This is a genomic window from Pseudomonas sp. WS 5027, assembly GCF_012985695.1.
Taxonomy (GTDB): Bacteria; Pseudomonadota; Gammaproteobacteria; order Pseudomonadales; family Pseudomonadaceae; genus Aquipseudomonas; species Aquipseudomonas hygromyciniae.
This window is the reverse complement of record NZ_JAAQWU010000026.1, coordinates 35,539-60,451: the sequence shown is the minus strand read 5'-3', so window position 1 is coordinate 60,451 and position 24,913 is coordinate 35,539. Positions and strand designations below refer to the sequence as shown.

24 protein-coding genes and 1 tRNA gene are annotated in these 24,913 nt (G+C 61.7%); 9 read left to right on the top strand and 16 right to left on the bottom strand.

Annotation, left to right across the window (positions count from 1 at the left end):
* Nucleotides 1–18: 18 nt before the first annotated feature.
* The 4 genes from HBO09_RS24965 to ptsP form a co-directional block, all read right to left on the bottom strand.
* Nucleotides 19–1,560, bottom strand: a complete 1,542-nt coding sequence (locus HBO09_RS24965; protein WP_169998623.1) for an alkaline phosphatase D family protein — start codon at nt 1,558–1,560, stop codon at nt 19–21.
* A gap of 111 nt (nt 1,561–1,671) precedes the next feature.
* Nucleotides 1,672–3,378, bottom strand: coding sequence for a PTS fructose-like transporter subunit IIB (locus HBO09_RS24960; protein WP_169998621.1), 1,707 nt, complete (start codon nt 3,376–3,378; stop codon nt 1,672–1,674).
* An 11-nt stretch (nt 3,379–3,389) separates the two neighbouring features.
* The gene (gene pfkB, locus HBO09_RS24955) at nt 3,390–4,331 is read right to left on the bottom strand and encodes a 1-phosphofructokinase (RefSeq protein WP_169998618.1); all 942 of its coding nucleotides are present in this window, start codon (nt 4,329–4,331) and stop codon (nt 3,390–3,392) included.
* Nucleotides 4,332–7,190: a phosphoenolpyruvate--protein phosphotransferase gene (ptsP, locus tag HBO09_RS24950; protein ID WP_169998616.1), complete on the bottom strand. Its 2,859-nt coding sequence runs from the start codon at nt 7,188–7,190 to the stop codon at nt 4,332–4,334.
* 283 nt (nt 7,191–7,473) lie between these two features.
* Between ptsP and cra the strand changes: the two genes are divergently transcribed.
* Both cra and HBO09_RS24940 read left to right on the top strand, forming a co-directional pair.
* Nucleotides 7,474–8,469, top strand: coding sequence for a catabolite repressor/activator (cra, locus tag HBO09_RS24945; RefSeq protein ID WP_169998614.1), 996 nt, complete (start codon nt 7,474–7,476; stop codon nt 8,467–8,469).
* Between the two features lie 2 nt (nt 8,470–8,471).
* Complete coding sequence (locus HBO09_RS24940; protein WP_169998612.1) at nt 8,472–9,275, top strand: TatD family hydrolase; 804 nt, start codon at nt 8,472–8,474, stop codon at nt 9,273–9,275.
* Here HBO09_RS24940 and HBO09_RS24935 read toward each other — a convergent pair.
* The 5 genes from HBO09_RS24935 to HBO09_RS24915 all read right to left on the bottom strand — a co-directional run bounded on the left by HBO09_RS24935 (nt 9,195) and on the right by HBO09_RS24915 (nt 15,750).
* Nucleotides 9,195–9,635, bottom strand: a complete 441-nt coding sequence (locus HBO09_RS24935) for a hypothetical protein (protein WP_169998610.1) — start codon at nt 9,633–9,635, stop codon at nt 9,195–9,197. The two genes, HBO09_RS24940 and HBO09_RS24935, sit on opposite strands and share 81 nt — an antisense overlap.
* Before the next feature lie 129 nt (nt 9,636–9,764).
* Entirely contained in the window at nt 9,765–11,795 is a 2,031-nt protein-coding gene (locus HBO09_RS24930; protein ID WP_169998608.1) for a methyl-accepting chemotaxis protein, read from the bottom strand.
* 336 nt (nt 11,796–12,131) lie between these two features.
* Nucleotides 12,132–12,968 (bottom strand): regulatory signaling modulator protein AmpE, encoded by an 837-nt coding sequence (ampE, locus tag HBO09_RS24925; RefSeq protein ID WP_169998605.1) that lies wholly within the window; start codon nt 12,966–12,968, stop codon nt 12,132–12,134.
* Entirely contained in the window at nt 12,965–13,528 is a 564-nt protein-coding gene (gene ampD, locus HBO09_RS24920) for a 1,6-anhydro-N-acetylmuramyl-L-alanine amidase AmpD (protein ID WP_169998603.1), read from the bottom strand. The genes ampE and ampD overlap by 4 nt, the downstream gene beginning before the upstream one ends.
* Nucleotides 13,529–13,590: 62 nt before the next feature.
* Nucleotides 13,591–15,750: a DUF1631 domain-containing protein gene (locus tag HBO09_RS24915; RefSeq protein WP_169998601.1), complete on the bottom strand. Its 2,160-nt coding sequence runs from the start codon at nt 15,748–15,750 to the stop codon at nt 13,591–13,593.
* Nucleotides 15,751–16,016: 266 nt separating this feature from the next.
* Between HBO09_RS24915 and nadC the strand changes: the two genes are divergently transcribed.
* Nucleotides 16,017–16,865 carry a carboxylating nicotinate-nucleotide diphosphorylase gene (gene nadC / locus HBO09_RS24910; protein ID WP_169998599.1) on the top strand — a complete coding sequence of 283 codons (849 nt, stop codon included), beginning with the start codon at nt 16,017–16,019 and terminating at the stop codon, nt 16,863–16,865.
* A gap of 91 nt (nt 16,866–16,956) precedes the next feature.
* Here nadC and HBO09_RS24905 read toward each other — a convergent pair whose 3' ends face one another.
* The 4 genes from HBO09_RS24905 to HBO09_RS24890 all read right to left on the bottom strand — a co-directional run bounded on the left by HBO09_RS24905 (nt 16,957) and on the right by HBO09_RS24890 (nt 19,406).
* Nucleotides 16,957–17,262, bottom strand: a complete 306-nt coding sequence (locus tag HBO09_RS24905; protein WP_169998597.1) for a DUF6388 family protein — start codon at nt 17,260–17,262, stop codon at nt 16,957–16,959.
* Between the two features lie 136 nt (nt 17,263–17,398).
* Nucleotides 17,399–17,471, bottom strand: a tRNA-Thr gene (locus tag HBO09_RS24900).
* Nucleotides 17,472–17,510: 39 nt separating this feature from the next.
* The gene (locus tag HBO09_RS24895; RefSeq protein ID WP_169998595.1) at nt 17,511–18,917 is read right to left on the bottom strand and encodes an O-antigen ligase family protein; all 1,407 of its coding nucleotides are present in this window, start codon (nt 18,915–18,917) and stop codon (nt 17,511–17,513) included.
* Between the two features lie 78 nt (nt 18,918–18,995).
* Nucleotides 18,996–19,406 carry a pilin gene (locus tag HBO09_RS24890; RefSeq protein ID WP_169998643.1) on the bottom strand — a complete coding sequence of 137 codons (411 nt, stop codon included), beginning with the start codon at nt 19,404–19,406 and terminating at the stop codon, nt 18,996–18,998.
* A 203-nt stretch (nt 19,407–19,609) separates the two neighbouring features.
* Here HBO09_RS24890 and HBO09_RS24885 point away from each other — a divergent pair, with 203 nt between their 5' ends.
* The 4 genes from HBO09_RS24885 to yacG are packed head-to-tail and all read left to right on the top strand — an operon-like array spanning nt 19,610 to nt 22,525.
* A complete protein-coding gene (locus HBO09_RS24885) occupies nt 19,610–20,830 on the top strand; it encodes a type II secretion system F family protein (RefSeq protein WP_169998593.1) in 1,221 nt (406 codons plus the stop codon).
* A gap of 8 nt (nt 20,831–20,838) precedes the next feature.
* Nucleotides 20,839–21,705, top strand: coding sequence for an A24 family peptidase (locus tag HBO09_RS24880; protein ID WP_275941683.1), 867 nt, complete (start codon nt 20,839–20,841; stop codon nt 21,703–21,705).
* The gene (coaE, locus tag HBO09_RS24875) at nt 21,702–22,325 is read left to right on the top strand and encodes a dephospho-CoA kinase (RefSeq protein WP_169998591.1); all 624 of its coding nucleotides are present in this window, start codon (nt 21,702–21,704) and stop codon (nt 22,323–22,325) included. Before HBO09_RS24880 ends, coaE begins: the two co-directional genes overlap by 4 nt.
* Entirely contained in the window at nt 22,322–22,525 is a 204-nt protein-coding gene (gene yacG / locus HBO09_RS24870; protein WP_032861907.1) for a DNA gyrase inhibitor YacG, read from the top strand. The genes coaE and yacG overlap by 4 nt, the downstream gene beginning before the upstream one ends.
* Here the strand turns inward: yacG and HBO09_RS24865 are convergent.
* The 3 genes from HBO09_RS24865 to HBO09_RS24855 all read right to left on the bottom strand — a co-directional run bounded on the left by HBO09_RS24865 (nt 22,522) and on the right by HBO09_RS24855 (nt 23,954).
* A complete protein-coding gene (locus tag HBO09_RS24865) occupies nt 22,522–22,737 on the bottom strand; it encodes a hypothetical protein (protein ID WP_057441062.1) in 216 nt (71 codons plus the stop codon). The genes yacG and HBO09_RS24865 overlap by 4 nt on opposite strands.
* A 63-nt stretch (nt 22,738–22,800) precedes the next feature.
* Nucleotides 22,801–23,490: an energy-coupling factor ABC transporter permease gene (locus tag HBO09_RS24860; protein WP_169998589.1), complete on the bottom strand. Its 690-nt coding sequence runs from the start codon at nt 23,488–23,490 to the stop codon at nt 22,801–22,803.
* Complete coding sequence (locus HBO09_RS24855) at nt 23,487–23,954, bottom strand: FAD/FMN-containing dehydrogenase (protein ID WP_169998587.1); 468 nt, start codon at nt 23,952–23,954, stop codon at nt 23,487–23,489. Before HBO09_RS24855 ends, HBO09_RS24860 begins: the two co-directional genes overlap by 4 nt.
* 102 nt (nt 23,955–24,056) lie before the next feature.
* Here HBO09_RS24855 and HBO09_RS24850 point away from each other — a divergent pair, with 102 nt between their 5' ends.
* Together HBO09_RS24850 and HBO09_RS24845 are read left to right on the top strand one after the other, a co-directional pair.
* Nucleotides 24,057–24,686, top strand: coding sequence for a DUF1780 domain-containing protein (locus HBO09_RS24850; RefSeq protein WP_169998585.1), 630 nt, complete (start codon nt 24,057–24,059; stop codon nt 24,684–24,686).
* Between the two features lie 39 nt (nt 24,687–24,725).
* Nucleotides 24,726–24,899, top strand: a complete 174-nt coding sequence (locus HBO09_RS24845) for a DUF3094 family protein (RefSeq protein WP_032861901.1) — start codon at nt 24,726–24,728, stop codon at nt 24,897–24,899.
* Nucleotides 24,900–24,913: the final 14 nt, after the last annotated feature.

Genomic DNA, 24,913 nt, shown 5'->3' with positions numbered 1-24,913 from the left:
TTTTGAGCGCATTCCAGGTCAGGTGGGTTGGAGTTTTTGTTCGAACACCGACACACCATCCAGATCCCGCAGAATCACCGTCAACTCTGCGGTCTGCCCATCAATCTGCACCTCCCCGAAAAACTGAAACCCTGCAAACGGCGAAGTGTTTTGCGCCGGCGGGGCTTTTTCAAATACCACCTGTGGGCCAAAGGTTTTATCCAGCGGATTGGGCCCGAAGCTCCCCGCGTTCAAGGGCCCGGCGACGAACTCCCAGAACGGCTCGAAATCCTGGAACGCCGCCCGATCCGGGTGGTAATGGTGCGCCGCGCAGTAGTGCACATCAGCAGTCAGCCAGACATGGTTGCGCACCTGTTGCGCGCGCAGGAAGCCCAGTAATTCGGCAATCTCCAGTTCGCGCCCCTGGGCCGCACCTGGATCTCCGTTGGCCACCGCCTCCCAGCGCGGCACACCGGGGCTGACTTCGCCGTCAGGCACGCCCAGGCCGATGGGCATGTCAGCGGCGATCACCTTCCACTGAGCCTTCGACGCCTTGAGTTCGCCCTTGAGCCAGTCCAACTGCGCCCGTCCCAGAAACGCTTTTGCCTCGCCCAGGTTGTCATCGTTGGCCCCGCGATAACTGCGCATATCCAACACGAACACATCCAGCAACGGCCCGTAGCTGAGCTTGCGGTAGATACGCCCGCCCTGGTCGGCGGCCTGCAGGCGCATCGGCGCATATTCCAGCCAGGCCTGGCGTGCGCGGCCCACCAGGGTGGTGATGTCCTTGGTCTGGTAACGCTCATCCAATTGCTTGCCGGGCGACCAGTTATTGACCACTTCGTGATCGTCCCATTGCCAGATCTGCGGCACCTGCGCATTGAAGCGGCGCACGTTCTCATCCATCAGGTTGTAGCGATAGTTGCCACGGTATTCGTCCAGGGTTTCGGCAACTTTGCTCTTGGCCTCGGTGGTGAGGTTGCGCCAGATGCGCCCGCCTTCGGTGGTCAGTTGCGCCGGCACCGGGCCGTCGGCGTAGATGGTGTCGCCGCTGTGGATAAAAAAGTCTGGCAGGCGCAGGCGCATGGCTTCGTAGATGCGCATGCCGCCGATATCCGGGTTGATTCCGAAGCCCTGGCCGACGGTATCGCCGCTCCACACAAAGCGGATATCGCGGCGCTGTTGCGGCACGCTGCGCAGGTGGCCGAACCAGGGCTCGCTAGCAACGCCGGTCTGGGCATCTTCGAATTGCACACGGTAGAAGATCGCTTGATCGGCCGGTAATCCGCTCAACTCGACGCGGGCGGTGAAATCGCTGCGGCTGTCGGCCAGGGGCGAGATAAACCTGCGCGGGTTGCTGAACAGGCTGCGCGTGTCCCACTCGACCACCATCCGCGCCGGACGGTCACAGCGGCTCCAGATCATTGCGCGGTCGCCCAGCAAGTCGCCGGACTGCACACCATCGGTCAATTGCGGTCGATCCTTGACCGACGCAATCACCGCCGGCGCCAGCCCCGGCAGCAATAGGCCGGCGCCGACACCTTGGATCACACGACGGCGACCGGGATTGAAGTGGCTCATGGGTTTCCCTCTGCACAGCAAAAGGAAAACTAAAGCATGGGAGGATGAAGCACAGATGACATGCGCTGCACATCGTCCCGTTGGGAGCCAGCAAGCCGGCTCCCAACGGGGTCAGGCGACAGCCAATTCGACGGCAGCGGGGCGTTTGATCACCGCGTACACCAACCCGGTGAGCACGCTGCCGGCAACGATCGCCAACAGATACAGCAGCGCATGATTAATGGTGTTCGGGATCAGCATCACAAACAGCCCGCCGTGGGGTGCCATCAACTTGCAGCCGAAGTACATCGACAAGGCACCGGTCAACGCGCCGCCGGCGATGCTGGCCGGGATCACGCGCAGCGGATCCTTGGCGGCGAACGGGATGGCGCCTTCCGAGATAAAGCACATGCCCAGGATCAGAGCGGCCTTGCCGGCTTCGCGCTCGGTCTGGGCAAACTTGCGCCGGGCCAGGAACGTCGCGATAGCCATGCCAATCGGCGGCACCATGCCCGCGGCCATGGTGGCGGCCATCGGCGCGCCGCTCTGGGAGGCCAGCAGGCCGACGGAGAACGCGTAGGCCGCCTTGTTGATCGGCCCGCCGAGATCGGCGCACATCATCCCACCCAACAGGATGCCCAGCAGCACCGCGTTGGTGGTGCCCATGGTGCTGAGGAAGTTGGTCAGGCCAACCAGCATCTGCGCCACGGGCGGGCCGATCAGGTAGATCATCGCCAGGCCGGTGACCAGGCTCGCCAGCAACGGGATGATCAGAATCGGCTTGAGCGACTCCAGGCTTTGCGGCAACGGCACCACACGGGTGATCAGCTTGACGCTGTAGCCGGCGAGAAAACCGGCGAAGATCCCGCCGATAAAGCCCGCGCCCAGGGTACTGGCCAGCAGGCCGCCGATCATCCCCGGCGCGAGACCCGGTCGGTCGGCAATCGAGTAGGCGATGTAGCCGGCGAGCAGCGGCACCATCAGGGTGAAAGCGTGGTCGCCGACCGCTCTGAGAGCGGCCGCCAAGGTGCCGGGTTGCTCGTAAGCGTGGATCCCGAACACGTAGGACAAGGCAATCAACAAGCCCCCCGCCACCACCATCGGCAACATGAACGACACGCCGGTCAGCAGGTGTTTGTAGACCCCGGTTTTCTCTGTCTTGGCCACCGCGCCGCTGGCAGCGCTTTCCTGCTGAGCCTCGGCCAGGGCTTTATCGAGGATCGCGGCGGACTGCTTGAGCGCAATGCCGGTTCCACAGCGGTAGATTTTCTTGCCGGCAAAGCGCTCGGTGGCCACTTCGATATCGGCGGCCAGCAGCACCACGTCGGCCTCGCGAATGGCTTGCTCGCTCAGGGGCGTGCGTGCGCCCACCGAACCCTGGGTTTCCACCTGCAGGTCATAACCCTTGGCCTTGGCGGCCTGCTGCAACGCTTCGGCGGCCATGAACGTGTGGGCCACCCCGGTAGGGCAAGCCGTGATGGCGACAATGCGCGGTGCGCTTTTTGCGGTCGGCAAGCTGGCGCTGGCAACGTACAACTGGGCCTCTTGCGCGCCCCGTTGCAGCACCGCTTCAACGTCCTGCAGCGCCTGGGCGGGGGTGCTCTGATACACACGCTTACCGACAAAGCGCTGCATGTCCACGGGCGTGCTGCTGACCAGCAACACCCACTCTGCCGCGTCAAGGGTGGCCTGGGAAAGTGCACGCTCGGGGTGATTCACATCCACCACTTCGACGCTGGTGCTCCAGCCCTGGCGTTGCGCGGCGGCGTCCAGCAAGCGGGCGCACAGCACACTGGTGACCATGCCGTTGGGGCAGGCGGTAACAATGGCTAACTTCATCACAAACCCTCTTATTGTTCTGTCAGCGGGCGTACGTGCACGCCGCTTTCGAGACGCGCCAGTTGCGCGTCGTCGCTGATGCCGAAACCGATCTGCGTGACCGCCATGGCGGCAATCGCGGTGGCGCGGCGCAGGGTCTGCTCGGGCGCTTCGCCGCTGAGCAGGCCGTGCAGCATCCCCGCCAACAAGGAGTCGCCGGCACCCACGGTACTGGCGACGCTGACCTTGGGCGGCGTGGCGTGCAACGCGGCGTTGGGGCTGAACCAGTTCACCCCGTCGGCCCCGTGGGACACCACCACATGCTCCACGCCCTGGGCGTGCAAATGCTCAGCCGCGCGGGCTTGTTGGGCGACGGTTTGCGTGGGGCAGTCGAGCGCTTCAGCGAGTTCTTCAGTGTTGGGTTTGATCAACCACGGCGCGGCTTTCAAACCAGCACGCAGCGCTTGGCCACTGGTGTCCAGGGCGACTTTCAAACCGAGGTCTTTGAGCGTCTCCAGCAAACCCTGAAACCACTGCGGGCTGACGCCCCGCGGCAAGCTGCCGGCGACCACCACCGCATCGAACTCGGGGCCGATCACTGCGATCAGCTTGAGCAACTGTTCTTGCGCCCGCTCGCTCACCAGCGGCCCCGGTGCATTGATGTCGGTGACCCGGCCATCCTCCTCCGCAATCTTAATGTTGCTGCGGGTTTCACCCGGCACACGAATAAACGCATCACCAAACCCTCGGCTGGCGATCAGGGCCTCGAAAGCCTCGGGATTTTGCGCGCCGAGAAATCCACCCACGCTGACGTAATGGCCCAAATCCGCCAGCACCTGCGCCACATTCACACCCTTGCCGGCGGCATGGGTCAGCAGGGTTTCGCTGCGGTTGACCGCCCCTGGCTCCAGGCGCGCCAGTTGAACGGTCAGGTCCAACGCCGGGTTCAGCGTCAGAGTCAGAATGTTCGCCATTTACACGGCCTCCACAAGAGCACGCACTTGCGCAGGGGAACCCAGTGCCAGTGCTTGTTGCGCCAGGCTCCGGGCCTCGCTCAGACTGAATTCACGCACCCGCGCCTTCACTTCGGGAATGCTGCGGGCTGACACACTCAACTCATCCACACCCAGGCCGACCAGCATCGGCACTGCCAGCGGATCTGCCGCCAACTCACCGCACACCCCGACCCACTTGCCGTGGGCATGGGCCGCACGCACCGTGATGTCGATCAGTTGCAACACCGCCGGGTGCAGGCCGTCAGCCTGGGCCGACAAGGTTGGGTGTCCACGGTCGATAGCCAATGTGTACTGGGTCAGGTCATTGGTACCGATGCTGAAAAAGTCCACTTCCTTGGCCAATACCGGCGCCAGCAACGCCGCCGAGGGCACTTCGATCATGATCCCCAGTTGCAGGTCCGCCACCGGGATTTGCTCGCGCAAGCGCTCGGTCATGTCCCGGGCCTGGCGCCACTCATCGACGCTGCCGACCATGGGAAACATGATGCGCAGCGGGCGACCATCCGCCGAGCGCAACAGCGCACGCAGTTGGGTTTCCATGATCTGTGGGCGTTGCAAGGTCAAGCGGATGCCACGCACACCCAGGAACGGGTTTTCTTCCTTGGCAATCGGCCAGTAAGGCAGCGGCTTGTCACCGCCCACATCCAAGGTGCGCACCACCAGCGGACGGCCGGCCAGGCCGTCGAGCACACGGCGGTACTCGGCCTCCTGGGTGGCTTCGTCCGGGGCCTGGGAATGGGCCATGAAAATCAACTCGGTACGCAGCAGGCCAATACCCTCGGCGCCTTGCTCGACGGCGCCAGCCACGCCGGCGCTTTCGCCGATATTGGCGAACACTTCCACAGCATGCCCATCGCGGGTCAAAGCCGGTTCATGACGCTGTGCGGCAGCGGCCTGCAGCCGTTGCTCACGGGAGTCGCGCTCCTGGGTGGCGCGTTGCAAAGTGCTGGCATCGGCATCCACATGCAGGCGCCCGCGCTGGCCGTCGAGTAACAACGGCGTGCCCGAGGCCAGCAGCAACACCGCCGGCCCGGCGCCGACCAGCGCTGGGATCCCCAAGGCGCGGGCGACGATGGCGCTGTGGGCCGTAGCACCACCGCGCGCGGTGAGAATCCCCGCCACCCGTGCCGGGTCAAGGCGTGCCACATCCGACGGGCCGACTTCGTCCATCACCAGAATGTAAGGTTCGTCGGGCTCCTGCGGGGTGTCGATGCCACACAGTTGCGCCAGCACCCGCCGGCCGATATCCCGCAGGTCGGCGGCGCGTTCGGCGAGCAACGCGTCCTGCAAGGACTCCTGCTGTTTGGCGGCGGCTTCGATCACACTCATCCACGCCGCTTCGGCGCTTTCGCCCTGCTTGAGGCGGGTGTCGACTTCGTCGGTCAGTTCCGGGTCGTCGAGCATTTCCTGGTGGGTGATGAAAATCTCGCGGATCGCCTTGGACGTGCTGCGCTCGATCAAACCCTGAATATCGCCGCGTACATCGCGCAATGCAGCGGATAAACGCTCGCGCTCGACGCTGGCCGACTCGCCGCGCAGTGGATAGTCAAACGGCTGTAACACCTGGATATGGGCCGGGCCGATGGCAATCCCGGGCGCGGCGGCGATGGCCTGAATCAGGCTGCCGGAGGCTGGCGCGCTGAGCAGCGGCTCACTCTCGACCTCTTCAACCCGCGCACTGACGGCCGGCAGCGGCTCGACCTCTTCGCCAAGGCCAGCTTGCACCGCCGCCAACAACGCCGGCAGAGCGTCGTCGGCAATGGCGGGCTCGGCGACAAATTCCAGGACCTGACCGCGCCGGGCGCCGAGGCTGAGCAGTTTGCTCAAGCTCTTGACCGACACGGCGCCGCCCTGCCCGTCTACGATCCGCACGCGGATTTCACCGTCGAACTGCTTGGCGAGCTGCGCCAGGGCCTTGGCCGGCCGCGCATGCAGGCCGTGGGCATTGGCCAGGGCAATGCGTGCGCTGGGCCAGTCGGCGGGCAATTCGCCACCCAGCACTTCGAGGACCGCCCGGCTGCTGGTAGCACGCCCCAGTTCCTGGCCGCGCCCTTCAATCAGCAAGGCACACAGGCGCTCAAGCAATGCCTGGTGGGCTTCGCCGAGGCTGGCCAGGCAGAACAGGCCGCTCAATGGCTGGCCCAGGTAACGCATGGGTTTGTCTGGGGTGACGAAGGCCAGGCCCGGGCGCTTGACCGTTTGCTCACTGTGCAACCACCACAGGCCATCACCCAGGGGCAATGCATCAACTTGCTGCAACACGGCGGCAAAGCCATTGCTCACGCAATCGGCCTGGCGCAACAGGCGGGCGCCGCGCCATACCAGCTCTTCAAAATCGTCGGCGGACACGCCCAGGCCGATCATTTGTGCATCCAGCGCCAGCTCCTGGGGCGCGCCTTGCAGCAGTTTGAGCAGCGCATCAGCCGAAGTGGCGCGGCACAACGCCTGGCCCAGGTCGGTTTCACCGAGGGCTCGGGTCAGCAGCTGCAGCAGGCGCAGATGCTCATCGGATTTGGCGGCGATGCCAATCGCCAGGTAGACGATCTGGCCATCGCCCCAATCCACACCCTCTGGAAATTGCAGCAGGCGCACGCCGGTGGCGAACACCTGGTCGCGGGTTTCGGGGGTGCCATGGGGGATCGCAATACCTTGGCCTAGGAAGGTCGAGCCTTGCGCTTCACGGGCTTGCAGGCCGCTCAGGTAGCCCTCGGCGACTAGGCCATCGGCCACCAGTTTTTCGGCGAGCAGTTGCAAGGCAGCAGACTTATCCACAGCCGTCTGGCCCATGGATATCTGCTCTACGGTGAGCTCAAGCATGCCTTTCTCCTAGTTAGTGCGGGGTGCGCACTAGGTATTGTTTTGATTAAACCGTGCAAAAATAACTGACTGAGTGGTCAATTGGCAGTAGGTACTCAGTAGCGATCATCGTAAAAATACGCCTGCTGAAACGTTTAATCTAGAATTTATGGCAGATTACTGGGTAATTCTGCATCCTTGAAGCACCACTCGGCGCTTGAGTTGCGACAATGGTCGCGTGCAGGAATCGGTTACGATTGGACAAAATGTCGGGGCAAGCTCTAAAAAACAAGGAAATCCCGGTTTGAAACTCAGTGATATTGCACGCTTAGCCGGTGTGTCCGTGACCACCGCCAGCTACGTCATCAATGGCAAGGCCGCACAGCAACGGATCAGCAGCGCCACCGTCGAAAGGGTGCGAGCGGTGGTCGAGGAGCACGGCTTTACTCCCAACCCCCAGGCCGCCGGGTTGCGCAGCCGGCACACGCGTACCTTGGGCTTTATCCTGCCAGACTTGGAAAACCCCAGTTACGCGCGGATTGCCAAGCTGTTGGAACAAGGCGCACGGGCCCGTGGCTATCAGTTGCTGATCGCCAGTTCCGACGATGATGCCAACAGCGAGCGCCAGTTGCTGCAACTGTTCCGCGCACGACGTTGCGATGCACTGTTCGTCGCCAGTTGTCTGCCCGCCAGCGATGACAGTTATCGCGAGCTGCAAGCCAAGGGCCTGCCGGTAATTGCTATCGACCGGGTGATGGCGCCTGAACAGTTCTGCTCAGTGGTCAGCGATGACCGCCAGGCCTGCCAACAATTGACCAGCAGCCTGCTGCAACCGCTACCCCGGCAGATCGTCTTGATGGGTGCCCGCCCCGAGCTGAGCATCAGTCAGGAGCGCGCGGCGGGTTTCCAGCAAGCACTGCACGACTTCAAGGGCGAAGTCCTGATCGAGCACGGCGAAGCCTTCAGCCGCGACTGCGGCCGCCAATTGATGGAAGAACTCCTGCAACGACTGGGGCATTTACCCGATGCGCTGGTGACGACTTCCTACGTCCTGCTGCAAGGGGTGTTTGACGCACTGCATGACTTCCCGCTCAAATCCCGGCCGTTGCGTCTGGGCACCTTTGGTGACACTCAGTTGCTGGACTTCCTACCGCTGCCGGTCAACGCCATGGCCCAGCAACACGCGCTGATCGCCGATACGGCCCTGCGCCTGGCGCTCGCGGCAATTGAAGAGCAGCACTACCAGCCGGGCGTGCATGCCATTGGCCGGACCTTCAAGCAGCGGATTCACGAGATATAGGCATGGAGCTGGTCGACACCCACACCCACCTCGACTTCGAGGACTTTGACGCGGATCGCGACGAGGTGCTCAAGCACAGCCGCCAGCTCGGCGTGCGGCGCATGGTGGTATTGGGGGTGTACCAGCCTAATTGGCAACGGTTATGGGAGCTAGCACAACAGGACCCGGACCTGTACGCGGCCTTTGGCCTGCATCCGGTGTACCTGAATGAGCATCGCCCCACAGACCTAGTCGAACTGGGGGATTGGCTGACACGCCTCAAGGGGCATCGCCAATTATGCGCAGTCGGTGAGATTGGCCTGGATTACTTTCTCGAGCACCTGGATCGCGAGCGCCAGCAAGTACTGTTTGAAGCCCAGTTGCAGTTGGCTGTGGACTTCCAACTGCCAGCGCTGTTGCATGTACGGCGCAGCCATGCGGCCGTTATCGCCACCCTCAAGCGCATCCGCCTGCCCCGGGGCGGGATCATCCACGCCTTCGCCGGCAGCCGCGAAGAGGCCCGCGAATACATCAAGCTGGGGTTCAAGCTGGGCCTGGGCGGCGCGCCGACCTGGCCCCAGGCCTTGCGCATGCACAAGGTCATCGCTCAACTGCCGCTGGAGTCAGTGGTACTGGAAACCGACTCGCCGGATATGGCGCCCGCCATGTACCCCGGTCAGCGCAACAGCCCGCAGCACCTGCCGGCAATCTGCGATGCCCTGGCCGAACGGATGGGCATCAGCCCTTCAGCGTTGGCCGAAGCGAGCACCCGCAACGCCTGCGAACTGTTCAACTGGCCGCTCGATGATGGGGTTGACCGCCTGTAGCATCAGGGTCATGCGATGCCGGTGGCGGGCGTGGCGCAGGGTCAGGAAATGAATCAGGATCGCCACCAGCGACACGTTCAATTGCCCGATCTTGCTGATCAAGCCGACCCACTCAACCACCAAGGCCACCAGCAGAGCCACGCTGGTCAACACCAGCATGCTCGGGCGCAGCAACGCCAGGTTGTCCAGGGACTTCAACTGGCGCAGTTGCTTGGGGCAATTGAGCTGCAGGACTTTGTGGCAATACGGACAATCAAAGGGCTCGTCCAGAGCAATGGCGTTGAGCTGCCAGGGTTTGAGTGCAAAGGTGATGTCGCAATGGGCGCAATGCCCTTTCACGCCAAGGGTAGTCTCGGTCATGGCCCTGCCTCCCGGGAGCGCTGGATGGGGTGTGAAACAAATTCTCACCCAATCTCGTTGCGAGAGAAGCTCACGCGGGAAAACAGGACATGCACCACACATCCAACAGACAAAGCCTACGCCTGAGTCCTACACGCGAAATGCACCGATCAGCTTTTTCAGCTCAATCACCTGCAAGGACAATTGCCGGCTGGCCTCTTCTGTCTGGTGCGCGCCTTGGGCTGCGTGCTCGCCAGCCCGATTGATCTCGACAATATTCTGGTCAATGTCGTGGGCCACTGCCGTCTGTTGCTCCACCGCCGCAGCGATTTGCTGGTTCTGATCGACGATCATGCCTACCGCACCCAGGATGTTTTCCAGGGCCAGCTGGACTTTTTCCGACTGGCCGACCGTGCCGCTGGCCATTTTATGACTACTGCCCATGGCCTTCACGGCCGCGCCGACACCTTGGTGCAGCTTGGCGATCATTTGCTCGATTTCTTCGGTGGAGTGCTGGGTGCGCCGGGCCAGGGTGCGCACCTCATCGGCCACCACGGCAAACCCACGCCCTTGTTCACCCGCCCGTGCCGCCTCGATGGCCGCGTTCAACGCCAGCAGGTTGGTTTGTTCGGCAATGCTCTTGATCACCTCCAACACACTGCTGATGGATTGGCTGTCGATGGCCAATTGATTGATCACCAGCACTGACTGGTCGATCTCCGACGCCAGTTGCGCGATGCTGCCCTGCTGGGATTGCACCAGGCCACGCCCGCTGAGGGTTTCATCGTTGACGCTGTGGGCGCTGCTGACAGCCGCCGCCGCACTGCGCGCCACTTCATGGGCGGTCGCCGACATCTGGTTCATGGCCGTCGCCACCTGTTCGATCTGGCTGCGCTGGCCCGACACTGCCTGGTTGCTGCGCGCCGAAACCGATTCCACTTGCCCGGCCTGATGCTCGACTTCATGGACGGTCTGCCCTACCCGTTCAATCAAGTCATGGATTTTGGCCACGGTGCCATTGAACACCTCGCCCAACTCTCCCAGCTCATCGCGGCTCTGGGACTTGAAGCTGACGGTCATGTCCCCTGCGGCGACCTTATCCATCATCGCGCCCAAGCGGCGCAGGGTGGTGCGGGTCGATGCGTAGAAGCCGCCGTACAGATAGAAGATCAGCAAGAACACCGCTGCCAGCGCCGCGACCAGCAACACCATGTGCGTGCGGTTCTGCGCCAGGCGTTGTTGCAATTGCTGGTCGAGGAAGGACAGGGTCGCATCGTCCAACTGGTAGGTCTTGGCCATCAAGGCCGTCACTTGATCATAGAAAGCCTGCCACGGCGCCTCCAGCGTCTCGGCCATCACCACCTGCTCCTCGAACAGTTCGCTGCCCTGCTTGAGGCTGGCGTGGCTGGCTTGGGCCAAGGTATCCAACGCGCCATGGACGGCCTTGCTGGAACCCATGGCGTCCTGCACTTTCAAGCCGTATTCCGCCTGGAGTTTTTCCAACTGCTGCAGCAGTTCATCAAAGCGCGTGCTGGACGATGAGTTGAGAAAGCCCTGGCCCAGGGAGTACGCGCCCATGGCCCGGCCCTCGCCCAAGGTCTGGGTGACTTGCGGGGTGACGCTGGTCACCAGCTCGCTGAGTTGGCGCACATCACCCTGCACATCACGGCTCAACCCCGACTGGCTGGCAATGATCTGGCTGAACATCTGCGCCTTATTGAGCAACTTGCCAATCAGCGCACTTTTGCTCAGCAACGAAGATTCGCTTTGCTGGGCCTTGAAGGCTGCGATCATCTCGTCGCGCTTGCCCTCGAACACCGCGACCTGCTCGGGATCGGCCGTCATCGCCTGGAAGCCTTGCAGGCGTTCAAGGACACGCTGTTCCAATGCGCTGATTTGACTTTCGATATCGCCCGCCTTGCCTGCCTGGCCGAGGGTGGCGTTGATTTGCACCTGATTATTCAAGGTTTCCAGGTCGCGGCGCAGGATCAGGCTGCTGCCCAGTAGGTCCAGACTCTGCAACTCAACCTGCGTGCCCTGGAACTCAAGCCAGGAATCCCGGACCAGGTAATAGTTGGTCACCAGCATCGGCAGGAAAAACAACACACTGATCAGGCTGAACTTCATGCCGAAGCTCAGGCGATTCATCAACGCGATGGCGGGATAGAGCAAGCTCTTCACAGATGAACTCCCTTTTCTTTTATTTTTATTGAAGGCGCAGGGCAGCGGCAGAAAGCCACTATTGGGCGCGCTGTCTGTATAGCCTAAATCGGCGGGGAGTTTTGTAACTTAAGGTTAACGCGATCGGCGGAGCTTAGTCGCCAACCGATTTTTTGAAGCCACAACAGATTCTCTGTGGGAGCGGGCTTGCCCTAATTGCCAGTCAGTTAAGCGGTCATCGCCTTCTGTAGGAGCGAGCTTGCTCGCGAAAAACGTCAACGATAACGCGTGCTTACTGAATGAACGCGGCGCCTGTAAGTTTTTCGCGAGCAAGCTCGCTCCTACAAAGGGCGCTTCTCAGGGCAAAACAGTCCAGATCGCAAACCCGGCGTACCACAGCACAGCCGCGCGCAGCAGCAGTTCCCACAACCGATCCAGGCTGTTGATACCTTCGGCACCAACCACCGGCGCAGGAATTTCGCCGGCCACCAGGCCAACCTTTTCCACCAGTTGCGCGGCACTGATATCCCAGCTCAGCAGCTCATGCAGCATCACCCGACTGACCGCGACAAAGTTGCCCACCAAGGCAAAACTCGCCGCCAGCAACCGCACCGGCAACCAGTCGAACGCATGGCGCAATTGCCCGGCACGCTCGGCCACCAATGGGTTCTGACTGTGTTCACTGGCCAGCGCCAGCAAGCGGTAGGCCAGAGCCACCACCGGACCGAGGAGGAAGTACCAGAAAATCACCGCGAAAAAGCTCTGGTAGGCCTGCCACAGCAAATGGCCCTGGACCCGCTCCAGCAGTTGCTCGCCGCTGTCGGCGCCAATCGCCAGGTCGCGCTCGGCAACATGTTCAGCCGCTTGCAGGTCGCCCCGGCGCCAGGCATCGCGAAACGGCCCCAGTTGGCCGAGCAGATCACCGCGGCCCAGACTGTAGATCACCACCAGCAGGTGCACCGGCAGCGCCAGCAAGCCATAGGCCACCGGCTCCAGGACCAGCAACAACAGCCCCAGTAGCGCCACCGGCAGCAACACCAGCAGCGCCAGGATCAACCAAGGCTGTTTGCCCAGCCGAGCGCTCGACTCAAGCCGGGCCAGTTCGCGCAGCCAGCCGCCATCGCGCTGCACCCGCTGACGCAAGGCCGAGAACTTCTCGATCCATACCGCCAGCACCAACACCAGGAAACTCATTGTGCATGTCCTCCATCCTGCAAGGCGCCACGAAAACGCGCCCAATCAAAAGCCGGTCCAGGATCGGTCTTGCGTCCTGGGGCGATGTCACTATGACCGCAAATGCGCTGAAGCGTGATGCCCGGGTAAGCGGCCAGCAATTGGCGGCTCAGGTCGATCAAGGATTGATACTGGGCACCGGTAAAGGGCTGGTCATCGGTCCCTTCCAGCTCGATTCCCAGGGAAAAGTCATTGCAGGTTTCGCGCCCCTCGAAACAGGAGACGCCCGCGTGCCAGGCTCGGTCCTGACAGGAAACAAATTGCGTCACCGCACCATCACGCTCAATCAGAAAATGCGCGGATACCCGTAGGTCAACTATGCCTGCAAAGTAGGGATGTTCCGTGACATCCAGGCGATTCTGGAAAAACTCCTGCACTTTGCCCGTGGCGAACTGGGCAGGTGGCAAGCTGATGTTATGCACCACCAACAGGGAAATCTCGCCGCCTGGGCGTTCATTGAAGTTGGGCGACGGGCAATGGGCAATGCCCTGGCACCAACCGCTGGCGGGGTCCAACTGCATACAGGTTCCTTGCGCAAGACTTAGGAGCGCTCAGTATGCCGTGATCGGCCTGGTGGTTGCGATCACTTGGCGCGATTGAGTTGCCGCAGATTGCCAATCACCGAAGCCAGTGCGCGGTCGAACAACAGCGCGTCATCCAAGGTGCGCACCCCGCCACGCTTGAACTCCAGGGCCAGCTCCGTACAGTTTTTTTCCAGTACCTTGAGGCCTGTGCGATTGACAAATATGTAGCTGTTGGCCGGAGCGATAATCGCCGTCAGCTTGCAGCGCAGGGTGTTTTCTTCATCTTCGCGGAACTCGACCCAACTGCCGATGCGTAACTGCCGGACCTTGAGCAGATCGGGATCATCCTCCGCCAGGCTGACCGTCTGCGCAGGCATCACCGCACTCGCATCCCCGCGCACTTCGACCAGCGCCACGCTGGACTGCGTCGTGCCCTGGAACGTCTGGGTATGCAGAGTCTGCAACTGGATAAAAAACTCCCGGGTGACAAAGGAGTCGAACGCCGCCTCGCTCAACCCCTCACGCAGGGCCTTGAGCAGCGCGGGCAATTGCTCCAGCAGGCAGCGGCCGGCCTCGGTGTCTTCACTCAGGCCGACACTCCAGATCAATTCGTCCATGGTCTGCAGCCGTGCCTGCCATTGCGGCGAGTGCTGGCCGTGCTTGAGACATTCGAGCAACAAGACCTGGCTCCACGCCTGTTGCAGGAACTGCACCACGAAATGCGGCAAGACCTTGCCCAGCAAGCGCTGATTGACTGCATCGGCGACCCGCTGCCGGGCCTGCTCGGTGCGGGCGCGCCCCTCTTCGGCGTCGCGGGTACGCTGTTCGAGCAGCTCACTGCGGCGGCGTTCGTCCTGGGTATAAGCGGTGAACTCCTGCAAGAGCACAGAGAAAATCGCCGGGTCATCGACAAAGTCGTTCAACAGGCGTTGCACCACCTGCTCGATACGCAGGTACAGGCTGTCACGCTGGTAATCATCACGCTTGCCCCAGCCCATGGCGGCAGTCCCGATTTCATTGAGCAAGCGCCGCGCCGGGTGGCTGCCACGGCTGAAAAAACTCTTGTCCAGCACGGCCACTTTCAACATGGGAATCTGCAGGCGCGCAATCAACGCCTTGAGGGAGTCAGGCAAGGTGCGGTCGTCGAGGATGAACTCGAACAGCATGGCGATCAGGTTGATCACATCCTCGTCAGCATCCTCCACTACCCGCGACTTGCCACTCTTGACGCTGACCCGGGTGAGCAGTTCTTCCAATTGGCGACGCAAGTCAAAATCGTCCTCGACCGCAGGCTCCGGCACATATTGCTGCAGGTGGGACAGCAGGCGCAGCAGGTCGCGGGTGGAAATCGGCTGGGCCTGGGCGCTGGCCTCCAGGGTCGGAGCCACACTGCCGCGCACCTTCAGCAGCAGCTCCTGCAGGGCGGCGAACACTTGTTGCTCCGCCTCGTCGGCCTGCGGGTCGGCAGCCGGTGCCGCCTTGACCGGCGGGCTGGCTCTGCTGGCACGCTCGCCGGGACGGCGCGAAGGTACAGCCTTGAGCTCGGGCAGCACGCCCGTGGCGGCCAACAACTGATTGGCCTCGCCGTACAGCAAGTCGGCATCGCTGAGTACGTACTTTTCAAACAGTTTCAAAATGATCAGCTTGACCCGGATCTCCACCCCCAGGCTGCGCCCGGCCCGCAGGAAGTACTCGCAGAGCATCGCCGGGCCAAGGGGGTTTTCCCGATCATTCAGGCCCTTGCCCAGCAATGCACCGAGGCGCGCTGTCAGTTGTCCGAGGGCCAGGCCGTCACGGTGCATGACCTTGTCGAGCATGGCCTCCAGGGCCACGGCTTTTTCCAGGTCGTCGGCCGACACGCCCGGCGCTGCCTCGTAGGAGACCGTTGGCAGCAGCAGCTCGCCTTGCCCGGCAAGCCCCAGGTTGGCGAACGCGGCGAAGAGCTGCTCCATGAACACACGCTCGAAGTTCTTGCGCTTGAGGCGCAGGTCGCGCATAGCCTCAAAGAAAATATTGTGGTCGGCGTTGTTGCGCGCCTTGTCGGCCATTTCGAACAGGGTGTCGTCGGCGTTATCGAACAGCTCCTGCAAACCCCGGTCGAGTTGCTGCGTGGCCTTGTCACGAACCTGAAGCACAATCACAGGCAGGCGGGCGAGCGGCGACGGCATCGCTTGGGCGGCGATCTTATTGATCGGCACCACCTTTGCGTCATTGTGCATGCTGGCCTCCTGGAATGACGGGGTTCGGTTTGATGAGCGCTCGCCGCAACCGCCGCTGGAATACTGGCTGGTGGCGATTATCTGTAGATCACCGAGACGTCAAAGCTATGACGCCAATTGCAAGGCGCGAGATTATCTTGCAAATAGACCCTGTAGCGCCAGCAAACTCTGTAGGAGCTTTGTAATCAGCCAGGTTGTGCCTGCATACCTTGGGTTCGGCGCTGCCATGCCCCTATAATCGGGACACTTTGTATGTGGAGCCCGCTATGCCGAATCTACGCCTCGCCGACCTCACCGCCGAAATCGAAGCCAACGTGCGCCGTGCACTGCTGGAAGACATCGGCAGCGGCGATATCACCGCGCAATTGATCCCGGCCGAACGGCTGGCCAAGGCCACGATCATCACCCGTGATACTGCCGTCATCAGTGGCACCGCCTGGGTCGATGCCGTGTTCCGCCAGTTGGACCCGCGGGTTGCGGTACATTGGCAGGTGCGCGACGGTGAGCGCGTCAGCCCCAACCAAGTGCTGTTCCACCTCGAAGGCCCCGCCCGCTCATTACTGACGGGAGAGCGCAGTGCGCTGAATTTCCTGCAGCTGTTGTCGGGCGTGGCCACGCGTGCGCAATACCTGGCGGACTTCGTCGCCGCCACCCAGGTCAAGCTGCTGGACACCCGCAAGACCCTGCCCGGCCTGCGCCTGGCGCAAAAGTACGCAGTGACCTGCGGCGGCTGCCACAATCACCGCATCGGCCTGTATGACGCGTTCCTGATCAAGGAAAACCATATCGCCGCCTGCGGTGGCATTGCCCAGGCCATTACTGCCGCCCACAAGATCGCCCCCGGCAAGCCGGTGGAAGTCGAAGTGGAAAGCCTGGAAGAGTTACGCGAAGCCCTGGCGGCGGGCGCCGATATCATCATGCTGGATGAGTTGAGCCTGGACGACATGCGCGAAGCCGTACGCTTGAACGCCGGCAAGGCGAAGTTGGAAGCCAGCGGCGGGATCAATGAAAGCACCTTGCTGCCCATTGCCGAGACCGGCGTGGACTACATCTCCATCGGGGCGATGACCAAGGATGTGAAGGCGGTAGATTTGTCGATGAGGCTCAGTATCTGAAACCGTCATCGCCAGGCTGGCTCCTACAGGTGCTGCACAACTCTGTAGGAACCGGCCTGGCGATTAGGCCCGAGAGACAAAAAAACAGCGCTTAAACCACCAGATTGTTCATCTCGCAGTACTCTTCCCACTCGACACCCAACACCTCGGCAGCCTCCTTGTGCAGGATCAGCCGTTCCACTTCGAACTCCTCTGGCGTGGACGTGTACTTGAGGGTCAGCTCCCAAGGCTGAAGGCCCTGGCTCTCGGCCTCGTCCTCGAATGCCCACAGGATCTGGTCGCGCTGATCATCAGCACTCAGGTCCTTGATCTCTTCCTTAAGCTGCGGCGACTCCTCTAGATACTTTTTGAGGGCTTCTGCGTGCCGTACTTCCTGGGTCATTTCTGTCGTGGTCATGTCGTTCTCTTAGATCGAGGAATGGGGATGCATCTGGGTCATCAAGGTTGCGCAGATACAAAAGAACGGGCACGAATACCGGTTCGTCTGGCCTTCAGAACCATTCTGGGATCATCTGAAAACTGTGGTGCCTTTTTGCCCGAGACAGGAATCGAACCTGCGACCTTCGCGTTACGAGTGCGCTGCTCTACCAACTGAGCTACACGGGCGGTGGGCTAAAGCTAGCACTGCATTGGGCGCCCGGCAACTTACCGGATGTGCGGCGCAATGACTCCCTGGACCCAGAACCGTGGCTGCAGACTGCCTTTGGCAATGTCGATGTAGTGCTGGCTGCGTTCCGTGGAGCCAGGCAGGTAGCGGTACACGACAAATACCAGCAACGCCACCGCTAACACGGCCGACACCTGCCAGGCCCGATGCAACAGCGGCATCGGCTCGCCAACCGGCGTGTGCCATGGATGCAACGCCATCAGCCAGCCCACCACCAGCGCCAACCAGAGTTGCGAATAGGGCATCACAATCACCCCGTCGACCATCGCCTGCACCGTCGCGCCCACCAACGCTGCGAACAGACACAGGCGCAACAGGTCTTGCGGTGTACCTGTCGGCCCTTGCCGATGGATCACCCTCAACGTGAACCAACCACCGCGTAGCGCCAGCAGCGACACACACAAGGCCGAGGGCACACCCCACTCACTGGCCCACTGCAGAATGGCCTGGTGCGGGTGGGCGGCGATCGGGTTGGGGATATCAGCAAAGTGCATCGGCCCGAAACCGAGCCATGGCCGTTCGCGGATCATGTCCCAGGCTTGCCACCAGATCACTTCACGCCCTGAAAGGTTGGTGGTGAGCCGGTCATTGGAAAGACTGGCAATTTCCAGCCCCAGATAACGCGCCAGGACCGTGAACAACAGCCAGTACAAAAACAGCCCGCCACACAGCGCAGCCACCTGCCAGACCAACCAGCGACGCCCCGTAGTCCCCAAAAAAGCCAGGACGAGCGCTGCAACGACGATACCCAACCAGGTGCCACGGGTGCCGCCACTGATCGCAATCAACCACCAGGCACACAACAGCGCGAATACCAGACCACGCATCAACCGCGACGTGCTCGGGAGCAGCAAAGGCAACGCCAGCAAGGGCAAGGTAATGGTCTGGAACTGGCCGTAGAAGCGCTTGTTGGAGAACCCGGAAAGCAGAAGGTCGGTGTCCAGTGTCAGTTTGCCACTGGTAAACGCAAGCACACCTGCGTAGCCATATTGAAGAGTCTTGATCAGGCACAGCAGCAACACAAACAGGATCAGCGCCTGATCCAGGGTTTGATCGCCATTGCGCCGCAGCCGGGCAAAAGCAGCGGCAATCACCCCACAGGTGAGCATCAGCGCCCACTCGGTCAACGCCCATAGAGGCTGGTGGGCCAACGACGAGGATATCAAGCCCAGACCGAACACCAGCGCCAGGCCGATAGCGGTGGGCTTGTCGAGCAACCGCCCGACGGGAGTCGCCAAGCCATAGAGCAACCCACCCACTCCCACGCCGACCTGCATCACACGCTGCCAGTCATGACCACTGAAGGATAGGGTGATACCCAGTAGCAAAAGGCTCAGCGCCAGCACCAGGAATACGCTTCCTCGCTGTTGCACGGATAACGTCATGGGCAACCTTTACTTCCCTGTGGAGTGCCTGGGAGCCCGTTACGGCTGGCTCCCGTCACTGATTTAGGTGGCCCGACCTCATTTGACAACCGCGCAACCCTTTGCAATGTACTGCTCGTCAGCGGTCGTGGTGCACTTCCAACCCTCACTGGCACCGCGCACCAGGGTAATGAGCTTGCCCTGTATGGGCGCAGGCGCATCGAGGATCTCACAGGCGATCGAGCCAGTCCCCGCAGCCACATCACCTGCAACGCTGATCGTGCAGTTGGCGGTCGGACTGGTGCCACCGATCAGCGCCAGCGTGGGCACCGCGCCCTGGTTGAAGGTGTCTTCGAAGCCCGCCTTCAACGCCGAGATTTCCGCCAGCCCTGCCGTGAACTTGGCCTTGGCCTGGTGCTTGGTATACATGGGCAGGCCAATCGTGGCCAAGATGCCAATGATCGCCACGACGATCAACAACTCGATCAAAGTAAAGCCGTTCTGACGCATCACACTTACTCTCCAGAATAAAAACCCATCGCAAGGCACATCCTGCGCCCCGCCCTCGACAACCGCGCCAGTGTACTCATCCGCGTCGGACCAAGCCCTCACAAGACGCACAATCTGACATTTTTCCGTTCCCCAATAGCCGGCCGGACACAGAGGCCTGACTAAGCTGTAGATCGTCACCTGCCGATGAGCTGTAGCTGCCAATGAATAATGTCACTGTGAGCCCCACCACCACCTATGCCTGGGAAGGCACGCTACGCAATGGCCGCAAGGTGTCCGGCGAAACCCGTGGCCATAGCCCGGCCGTGATCAAGGCACAATTACGCCGGCAAGGTATCAACCCGGCTCGGGTACAGATGCGCTCCAGCCTCCTTGCCGGCCTGGGCAACCCAATCACCCCAGCCGATATTGCGCTGTTCACCCGCCAACTGGCGACCCTGCTGAAGGCGGGAGTTCCCCTGCTGCAAGCCTTCGATATGATTGGCGAAGGCTTTGACAGCCGGGCCATGCGCACGATGGTCCAAGGATTGAAGCAGGAGATTGGCGCCGGCAACAGCCTGACCGGCGCGCTATTGAAACAGCCGCAGTGCTTCAACCCCTTGTACTGCAGCCTGATCGCGGCCGGAGAACAGGCCGGCACCCTGGAGCCCCTGCTGGAACGGGTAGCCATCCACCTGGAAAAGAGCCAACGCCTCAAGGCCCGGATCAAGAAGGCCATGACCTATCCGCTGATGGTCCTGCTCGTGGCGACGCTGGTCAGCAGCATCCTGCTGATCCACGTCGTACCCCAATTCGAGAGCCTGTTCGCCGGCATCGACACACCTCTGCCGCGCTTTACCCTGCTGGTTATCGGGCTGTCCGAATTCATGCAGGGCGCGTGGTGGATGCTATTGCTGGTCGTGGCCGCGACGGTCTGGGGGATACGCCGATCCTACCGCCGACACAGCGGTTTTCGCCTGTGGCTGGACGCTGGTTTGTTGAAACTGCCGCTGGCAGGCACACTGCTGAAAAAAACCGCAGTCGCCCGCTACGCTCGTACACTCGCCACCACCTTTGCCGCCGGTGTACCGCTGGCGCAGGCGCTGGATTCAGTGGCCGGAGCCGCCGGCAACGAGCGGTTCACACAGGCAATCACGCGTATGCGTCAGGACGTGGCAATAGGAATGCAATTGAATCGAACCATGACCGCCAGTGGCCTGTTCCCAGGCATGGCGATCCAGATGACAGCCATCGGCGAAGAGTCGGGCGCGCTGGATAGCATGCTGGAGAAGGTCGCCGATCATTATGAAACGGACGTCGACAACCTGGTGGACAACCTGAGCAGCTTGATGGAACCGCTGATCATGGTGGTGCTCGGCGGCATTGTCGGGGCACTGGTGATCGCCATGTACCTGCCGATCTTCCAGCTTGGAACGGCGTTTTGAATATGGCCCTGGACCAACTCCTGATCCTCCATCCCTGGCTGTTCGTCTGGGCAGCACTGGTGCTGGGGCTGATCGTCGGCAGCTTCCTCAATGTGCTGGTCTGGCGCCTGCCCAAAATGCTCGAACGGGACTGGCGCGCCCAGGCCCACGAGATACTCGGCCTGCCCCCGGAACCCGGTGGCCCGACCTATAACCTGTTGCATCCAAACTCCTGCTGCCCGCACTGCGACCAGCCGATTCGCCCGTGGGAAAATATCCCGGTGTTCAGTTATCTGCTGCTCAGGGGGCGTTGCGCACGATGCCATGGCTCCATCAGCCCACGCTATCCACTTACCGAACTGGCCTGCGGACTGCTCTCGGCATTTATCGCCTGGCACTACGGCTTCGGCTGGCCGGCCGCTGGCGTGCTGTTCTTGAGCTGGGGCTTGCTGGCCATGAGCCTGATTGATGCCGATCACCAACTATTACCGGATGTGCTGGTGCTGCCGCTGCTGTGGCTTGGGCTGATCCTCAACTACTTCGAGCTGTATGTAGCGTTGCCCGATGCTCTGTTGGGCGCGGTTGCCGGTTATCTGAGCCTGTGGTCGGTGTTCTGGCTGTTCAAACTGTGCACTGGCAAGGACGGCCTGGGCTATGGCGACTTCAAGCTGCTAGCACTGCTCGGCGCCTGGGGTGGCTGGCAGGTTCTGCCGCTGACGCTGTTGCTGGCGTCGCTGGTGGGTGCAATAGCAGGGGTGATTCTGTTGCGCATGCGTAACGCGCAAACATCGGTGCCCCTGCCTTTTGGCCCCTATCTGGCGATTGCCGGCTGGATTGCATTGCTCTGGGGTGGTCAAATAACCGACTTCTATTTGCAGTCTGTCGGTTTCAAATGACCACTTCTGTCGCAACACCCTGGATTCTTGGCCTGACGGGCGGCATCGGCAGCGGCAAAAGCGCTGCGGCCCAGCACTTTATCGACCTTGGCGTGGACCTGATCGACGCCGATCACGCCTCACGCTGGGTGGTGGAGCCTGGCCGCCCGGCGTTGGCGAAGATTGCCGAGCACTTCGGCAGTGCGATCCTGCTGCCTGATGGCCAGTTGGATCGCGCGGCCTTGCGCAAACGCATTTTCGAGGCGCCGCAAGAACGCCTGTGGCTGGAAGCCCTACTGCACCCGCTGATTGCCGACGAGATCCACAGCCATCTGGCCCGCACCCGCTCGCCCTATGGGATTTTGGTGTCGCCGTTGTTGATCGAGTCCGGTCAATACACCATGACCCAACGCATCCTGGTGATCGATGTGCCGCAATCAACGCAGATTCAGCGTACCCTGCTGCGCGACGGCATCAGCGAAGAACAGGTGCAGGCGATTCTCAAGGCCCAGGCCTCACGGGAAGATCGCCTGCGCCATGCCGACGATGTACTGGTCAATGATCAGGACCTGGCCTGGCTCCAGGCCGAGGTCGAGCGACTGCACCATTTTTACCTTACTTTGCGTGGAGGCCGAACATGAGCCAACCCTTGACCGTCGAATGCCCAACCTGCGGCGCCCCCGTGGAATGGAAAGCGACCAACCTCAACCGGCCATTCTGCTCGGATCGCTGCAAACTGATCGACCTGGGTGCCTGGGCCGCGGAAGAACACAAGATTCCGGTCAGCCCGGACGCCGAAGACGAACTGTTCTCCGAAGACCTGCCACCGCGTGCCCACTAAGGCCGCATAAAGCCGTAGTCCTGCTGGTCGTCGAGGTTTTCTGCGAGAAATTGCAACTCGTCGGCCAAGTCTTCGGCACTGCGCACGCCCTTGCTCTGCTGCACCACCGCACTGAGCAAGGCGCGCAGGCTCAAGCCCGGATCAAAACCGATTTCCTGTGCCGCATCCTGGCTTCTGCGCAACTCCTGCCGTGCCCACTCGTACACACTCATGATCGTGCTCCTGGAAGTTTCGCAGAGCATGCGACCACTTGCGCGTCTCGCCTTTGATTTGGATCAAGGTCGCGAATTGTCGTCCTTCCAGGGCGCCGAGAGGTAGCGCGTGCGGTTGAAAGTCTCAAGCCACTCCGGGCAAAACACCACCAAGGCACTGATCACCATGCCGTTGATGAACGCTTCGGGAAAGATGATCAGCCACAGGTAGCCGATAAAGTCCTCGATCCACTCGGGCATGGCGAAGCGACCGTCCAGCCACAGCAGACCCAGGCCGGCCAACAGGCATAGCAACGCCGACAATGCGGCGGCAAAAAAACCGGAACAGAAGATATACACAAAGGGGTTGCGCGGCTGCGCCCGCTCCACCAGCAACGCACACGTCTCAGTCACCAATACCGGCAAGAGGACCAGCAGCGCGCCGTTGACCCCGACCGCCGCCAAGTCCTGGCGCCCAAGCAGCACCAGGCCCAGTTGCGCCGCCAATCCTCCGACGATTGCCAGCGGCCAGTCGAGCAACAGGGTCACGGCGGTCATGCCAATAAAGTGGTAGGACACCCCGGTATCGAAATCCCGACGCACCAGCCAAAGCATGAACAGCGCGAACACCGTGCCAAACAGCAAATGCTGGCGCCGCCGGTCGGCAAACAGTTCGACCCAGGACGAGCGCAGGATCGCCCATACAATCACCGGTGCATACAACAGCCAGCCCAGCCACAGGGTTTGCGGCGCCAGCATGGCGGCACTGATCACGGCTGCACCTGCTCCAGGGCCTGGCGCAGTTCGGTGGCAGAGCTGTATTCATGGCGCGCGACGAGCTTGCCGTCTTCCAATTGCAGCCATAGCACTTTATCCACAGGCGCCGGATAACGCGGCGTGATCCGCGCATCACGGTCGAGCATGACCCGGTAGTTGTAGGCCTGCATCGCGGGGACGGCGAAGAGCTTGGCGATCAGCCTCGGCATACGCTGGATATCGGCGACAAACACCACATGGCGTGCCTCCAGATAGCCCTTGGGTCGGCCCTGCAATGCCGCATCCACCTGCTTGGCGGCGTCCATGCTGCGCGCTACCAGCAGGACCTGCGCCTGATTATCCAGGGTATAGGGCTGATCGAATTGATCGAGCAGGGTCCACGGCGCCAGCCGCTCCCCCAGTTCAGCCGCCTGAGCCCATAGGGGCAGAAAGATCAGAAACACCGCAACCAAAAGCCTCACCGCGAACTCCTTGTGCAAAACCATCAACCGGACCGCCAGTCTACACCGAGCCTTTTCACACGGGACTTCCTGCGGTCATCATTTGAACGCTAAGCTGGAACCATGGATGACTCAGATTATTTGCGCCTGCTCACCATAGCGGCCGAACAAGCCAACGCGTTCCTGTCCAATGCCCGCAAATGGGAGCGTGAGCGTTGGGTCTGCCAGCGCCTGCTACAAGGCCTGAATGTGCCCTACCGCGCCGAAGAGTTTCATGCCGCCGGTCAAGAGCCGCCGGATGTGCTGTTTCGCGATGCCAGTTTCGAAGTGTTTTTTGTGCTGGACGAAGGCCGGCGCCTGAATGACGAATGGCGCGACGAACTGCGGCGGCGGCGCAGTGCTTTTTCCCTGAGCCAATTGGTGCGACGTGAAGCCAAGCCCAGGCGCATTCCCGCCCATGAGTTCCTCCTGCGCCTGGCGCCGACCCTGCGCAAGAAGGCCCACAACTATAAAGAACGCGGCATGGACCTGGGGGAGCTGGATATCATCGCCTTCGCCAGCCTCAAACGCGAAGTGCTGGACCTCAACAGCCATTTCCCGCCGCCCACCGAATACCTTCGCCAGGGCTGGCGCTCGCTGTCATTGGTTGGCCCGACCTTTGCGCGCGTATTGTTCGCCCATCCGGACGCCCCGGATTTCTTGCGCAACAACTTGGGGCGCAGCATAGTGTTCGACGTGGGTATCAGCCTGTAACGTGGTGCCCTTTTGCAACGTCTACCTGACGAGGCCTTTATGACCAGCCGCCTGAACCCTGACGACCAACAACATGTCGAAGAGTACCTGCAACTGTCCCAACACCAGGTTGAGCGCAAGCCTTTCCGGCCGTGGCTGCTCCTTGGGGTGGTGTTGATTGTGGTGATTGGCCTGGGCCTCCTGAGCCGCCTTTTGAGTTACCTGACGCTATGAGCTGCCTGGCGCTC

Excerpts from the sequence above, each read along its gene's own strand:
- HBO09_RS24965 (WP_169998623.1), bottom strand. The coding sequence starts at position 1,560 with ATGAGCCACTTCAATCCCGGTCGCCGTCGTGTGATCCAAGGTGTCGGC.
- HBO09_RS24960 (WP_169998621.1), bottom strand. The coding sequence starts at position 3,378 with ATGAAGTTAGCCATTGTTACCGCCTGCCCCAACGGCATGGTCACCAGT.
- pfkB (WP_169998618.1), bottom strand. The coding sequence starts at position 4,331 with ATGGCGAACATTCTGACTCTGACGCTGAACCCGGCGTTGGACCTGACC.
- ptsP (WP_169998616.1), bottom strand. The coding sequence starts at position 7,190 with ATGCTTGAGCTCACCGTAGAGCAGATATCCATGGGCCAGACGGCTGTG.
- HBO09_RS24940 (WP_169998612.1), top strand. The coding sequence starts at position 8,472 with ATGGAGCTGGTCGACACCCACACCCACCTCGACTTCGAGGACTTTGAC.
- HBO09_RS24935 (WP_169998610.1), bottom strand. The coding sequence starts at position 9,635 with ATGACCGAGACTACCCTTGGCGTGAAAGGGCATTGCGCCCATTGCGAC.
- ampE (WP_169998605.1), bottom strand. The coding sequence starts at position 12,968 with ATGAGTTTCCTGGTGTTGGTGCTGGCGGTATGGATCGAGAAGTTCTCG.
- ampD (WP_169998603.1), bottom strand. The coding sequence starts at position 13,528 with ATGCAGTTGGACCCCGCCAGCGGTTGGTGCCAGGGCATTGCCCATTGC.
- HBO09_RS24915 (WP_169998601.1), bottom strand. The coding sequence starts at position 15,750 with ATGCACAATGACGCAAAGGTGGTGCCGATCAATAAGATCGCCGCCCAA.
- nadC (WP_169998599.1), top strand. The coding sequence starts at position 16,017 with ATGCCGAATCTACGCCTCGCCGACCTCACCGCCGAAATCGAAGCCAAC.
- HBO09_RS24905 (WP_169998597.1), bottom strand. The coding sequence starts at position 17,262 with ATGACCACGACAGAAATGACCCAGGAAGTACGGCACGCAGAAGCCCTC.
- HBO09_RS24895 (WP_169998595.1), bottom strand. The coding sequence starts at position 18,917 with ATGACGTTATCCGTGCAACAGCGAGGAAGCGTATTCCTGGTGCTGGCG.
- HBO09_RS24890 (WP_169998643.1), bottom strand. The coding sequence starts at position 19,406 with ATGCGTCAGAACGGCTTTACTTTGATCGAGTTGTTGATCGTCGTGGCG.
- HBO09_RS24885 (WP_169998593.1), top strand. The coding sequence starts at position 19,610 with ATGAATAATGTCACTGTGAGCCCCACCACCACCTATGCCTGGGAAGGC.
- coaE (WP_169998591.1), top strand. The coding sequence starts at position 21,702 with ATGACCACTTCTGTCGCAACACCCTGGATTCTTGGCCTGACGGGCGGC.
- yacG (WP_032861907.1), top strand. The coding sequence starts at position 22,322 with ATGAGCCAACCCTTGACCGTCGAATGCCCAACCTGCGGCGCCCCCGTG.
- HBO09_RS24865 (WP_057441062.1), bottom strand. The coding sequence starts at position 22,737 with ATGAGTGTGTACGAGTGGGCACGGCAGGAGTTGCGCAGAAGCCAGGAT.
- HBO09_RS24850 (WP_169998585.1), top strand. The coding sequence starts at position 24,057 with ATGGATGACTCAGATTATTTGCGCCTGCTCACCATAGCGGCCGAACAA.
- HBO09_RS24845 (WP_032861901.1), top strand. The coding sequence starts at position 24,726 with ATGACCAGCCGCCTGAACCCTGACGACCAACAACATGTCGAAGAGTAC.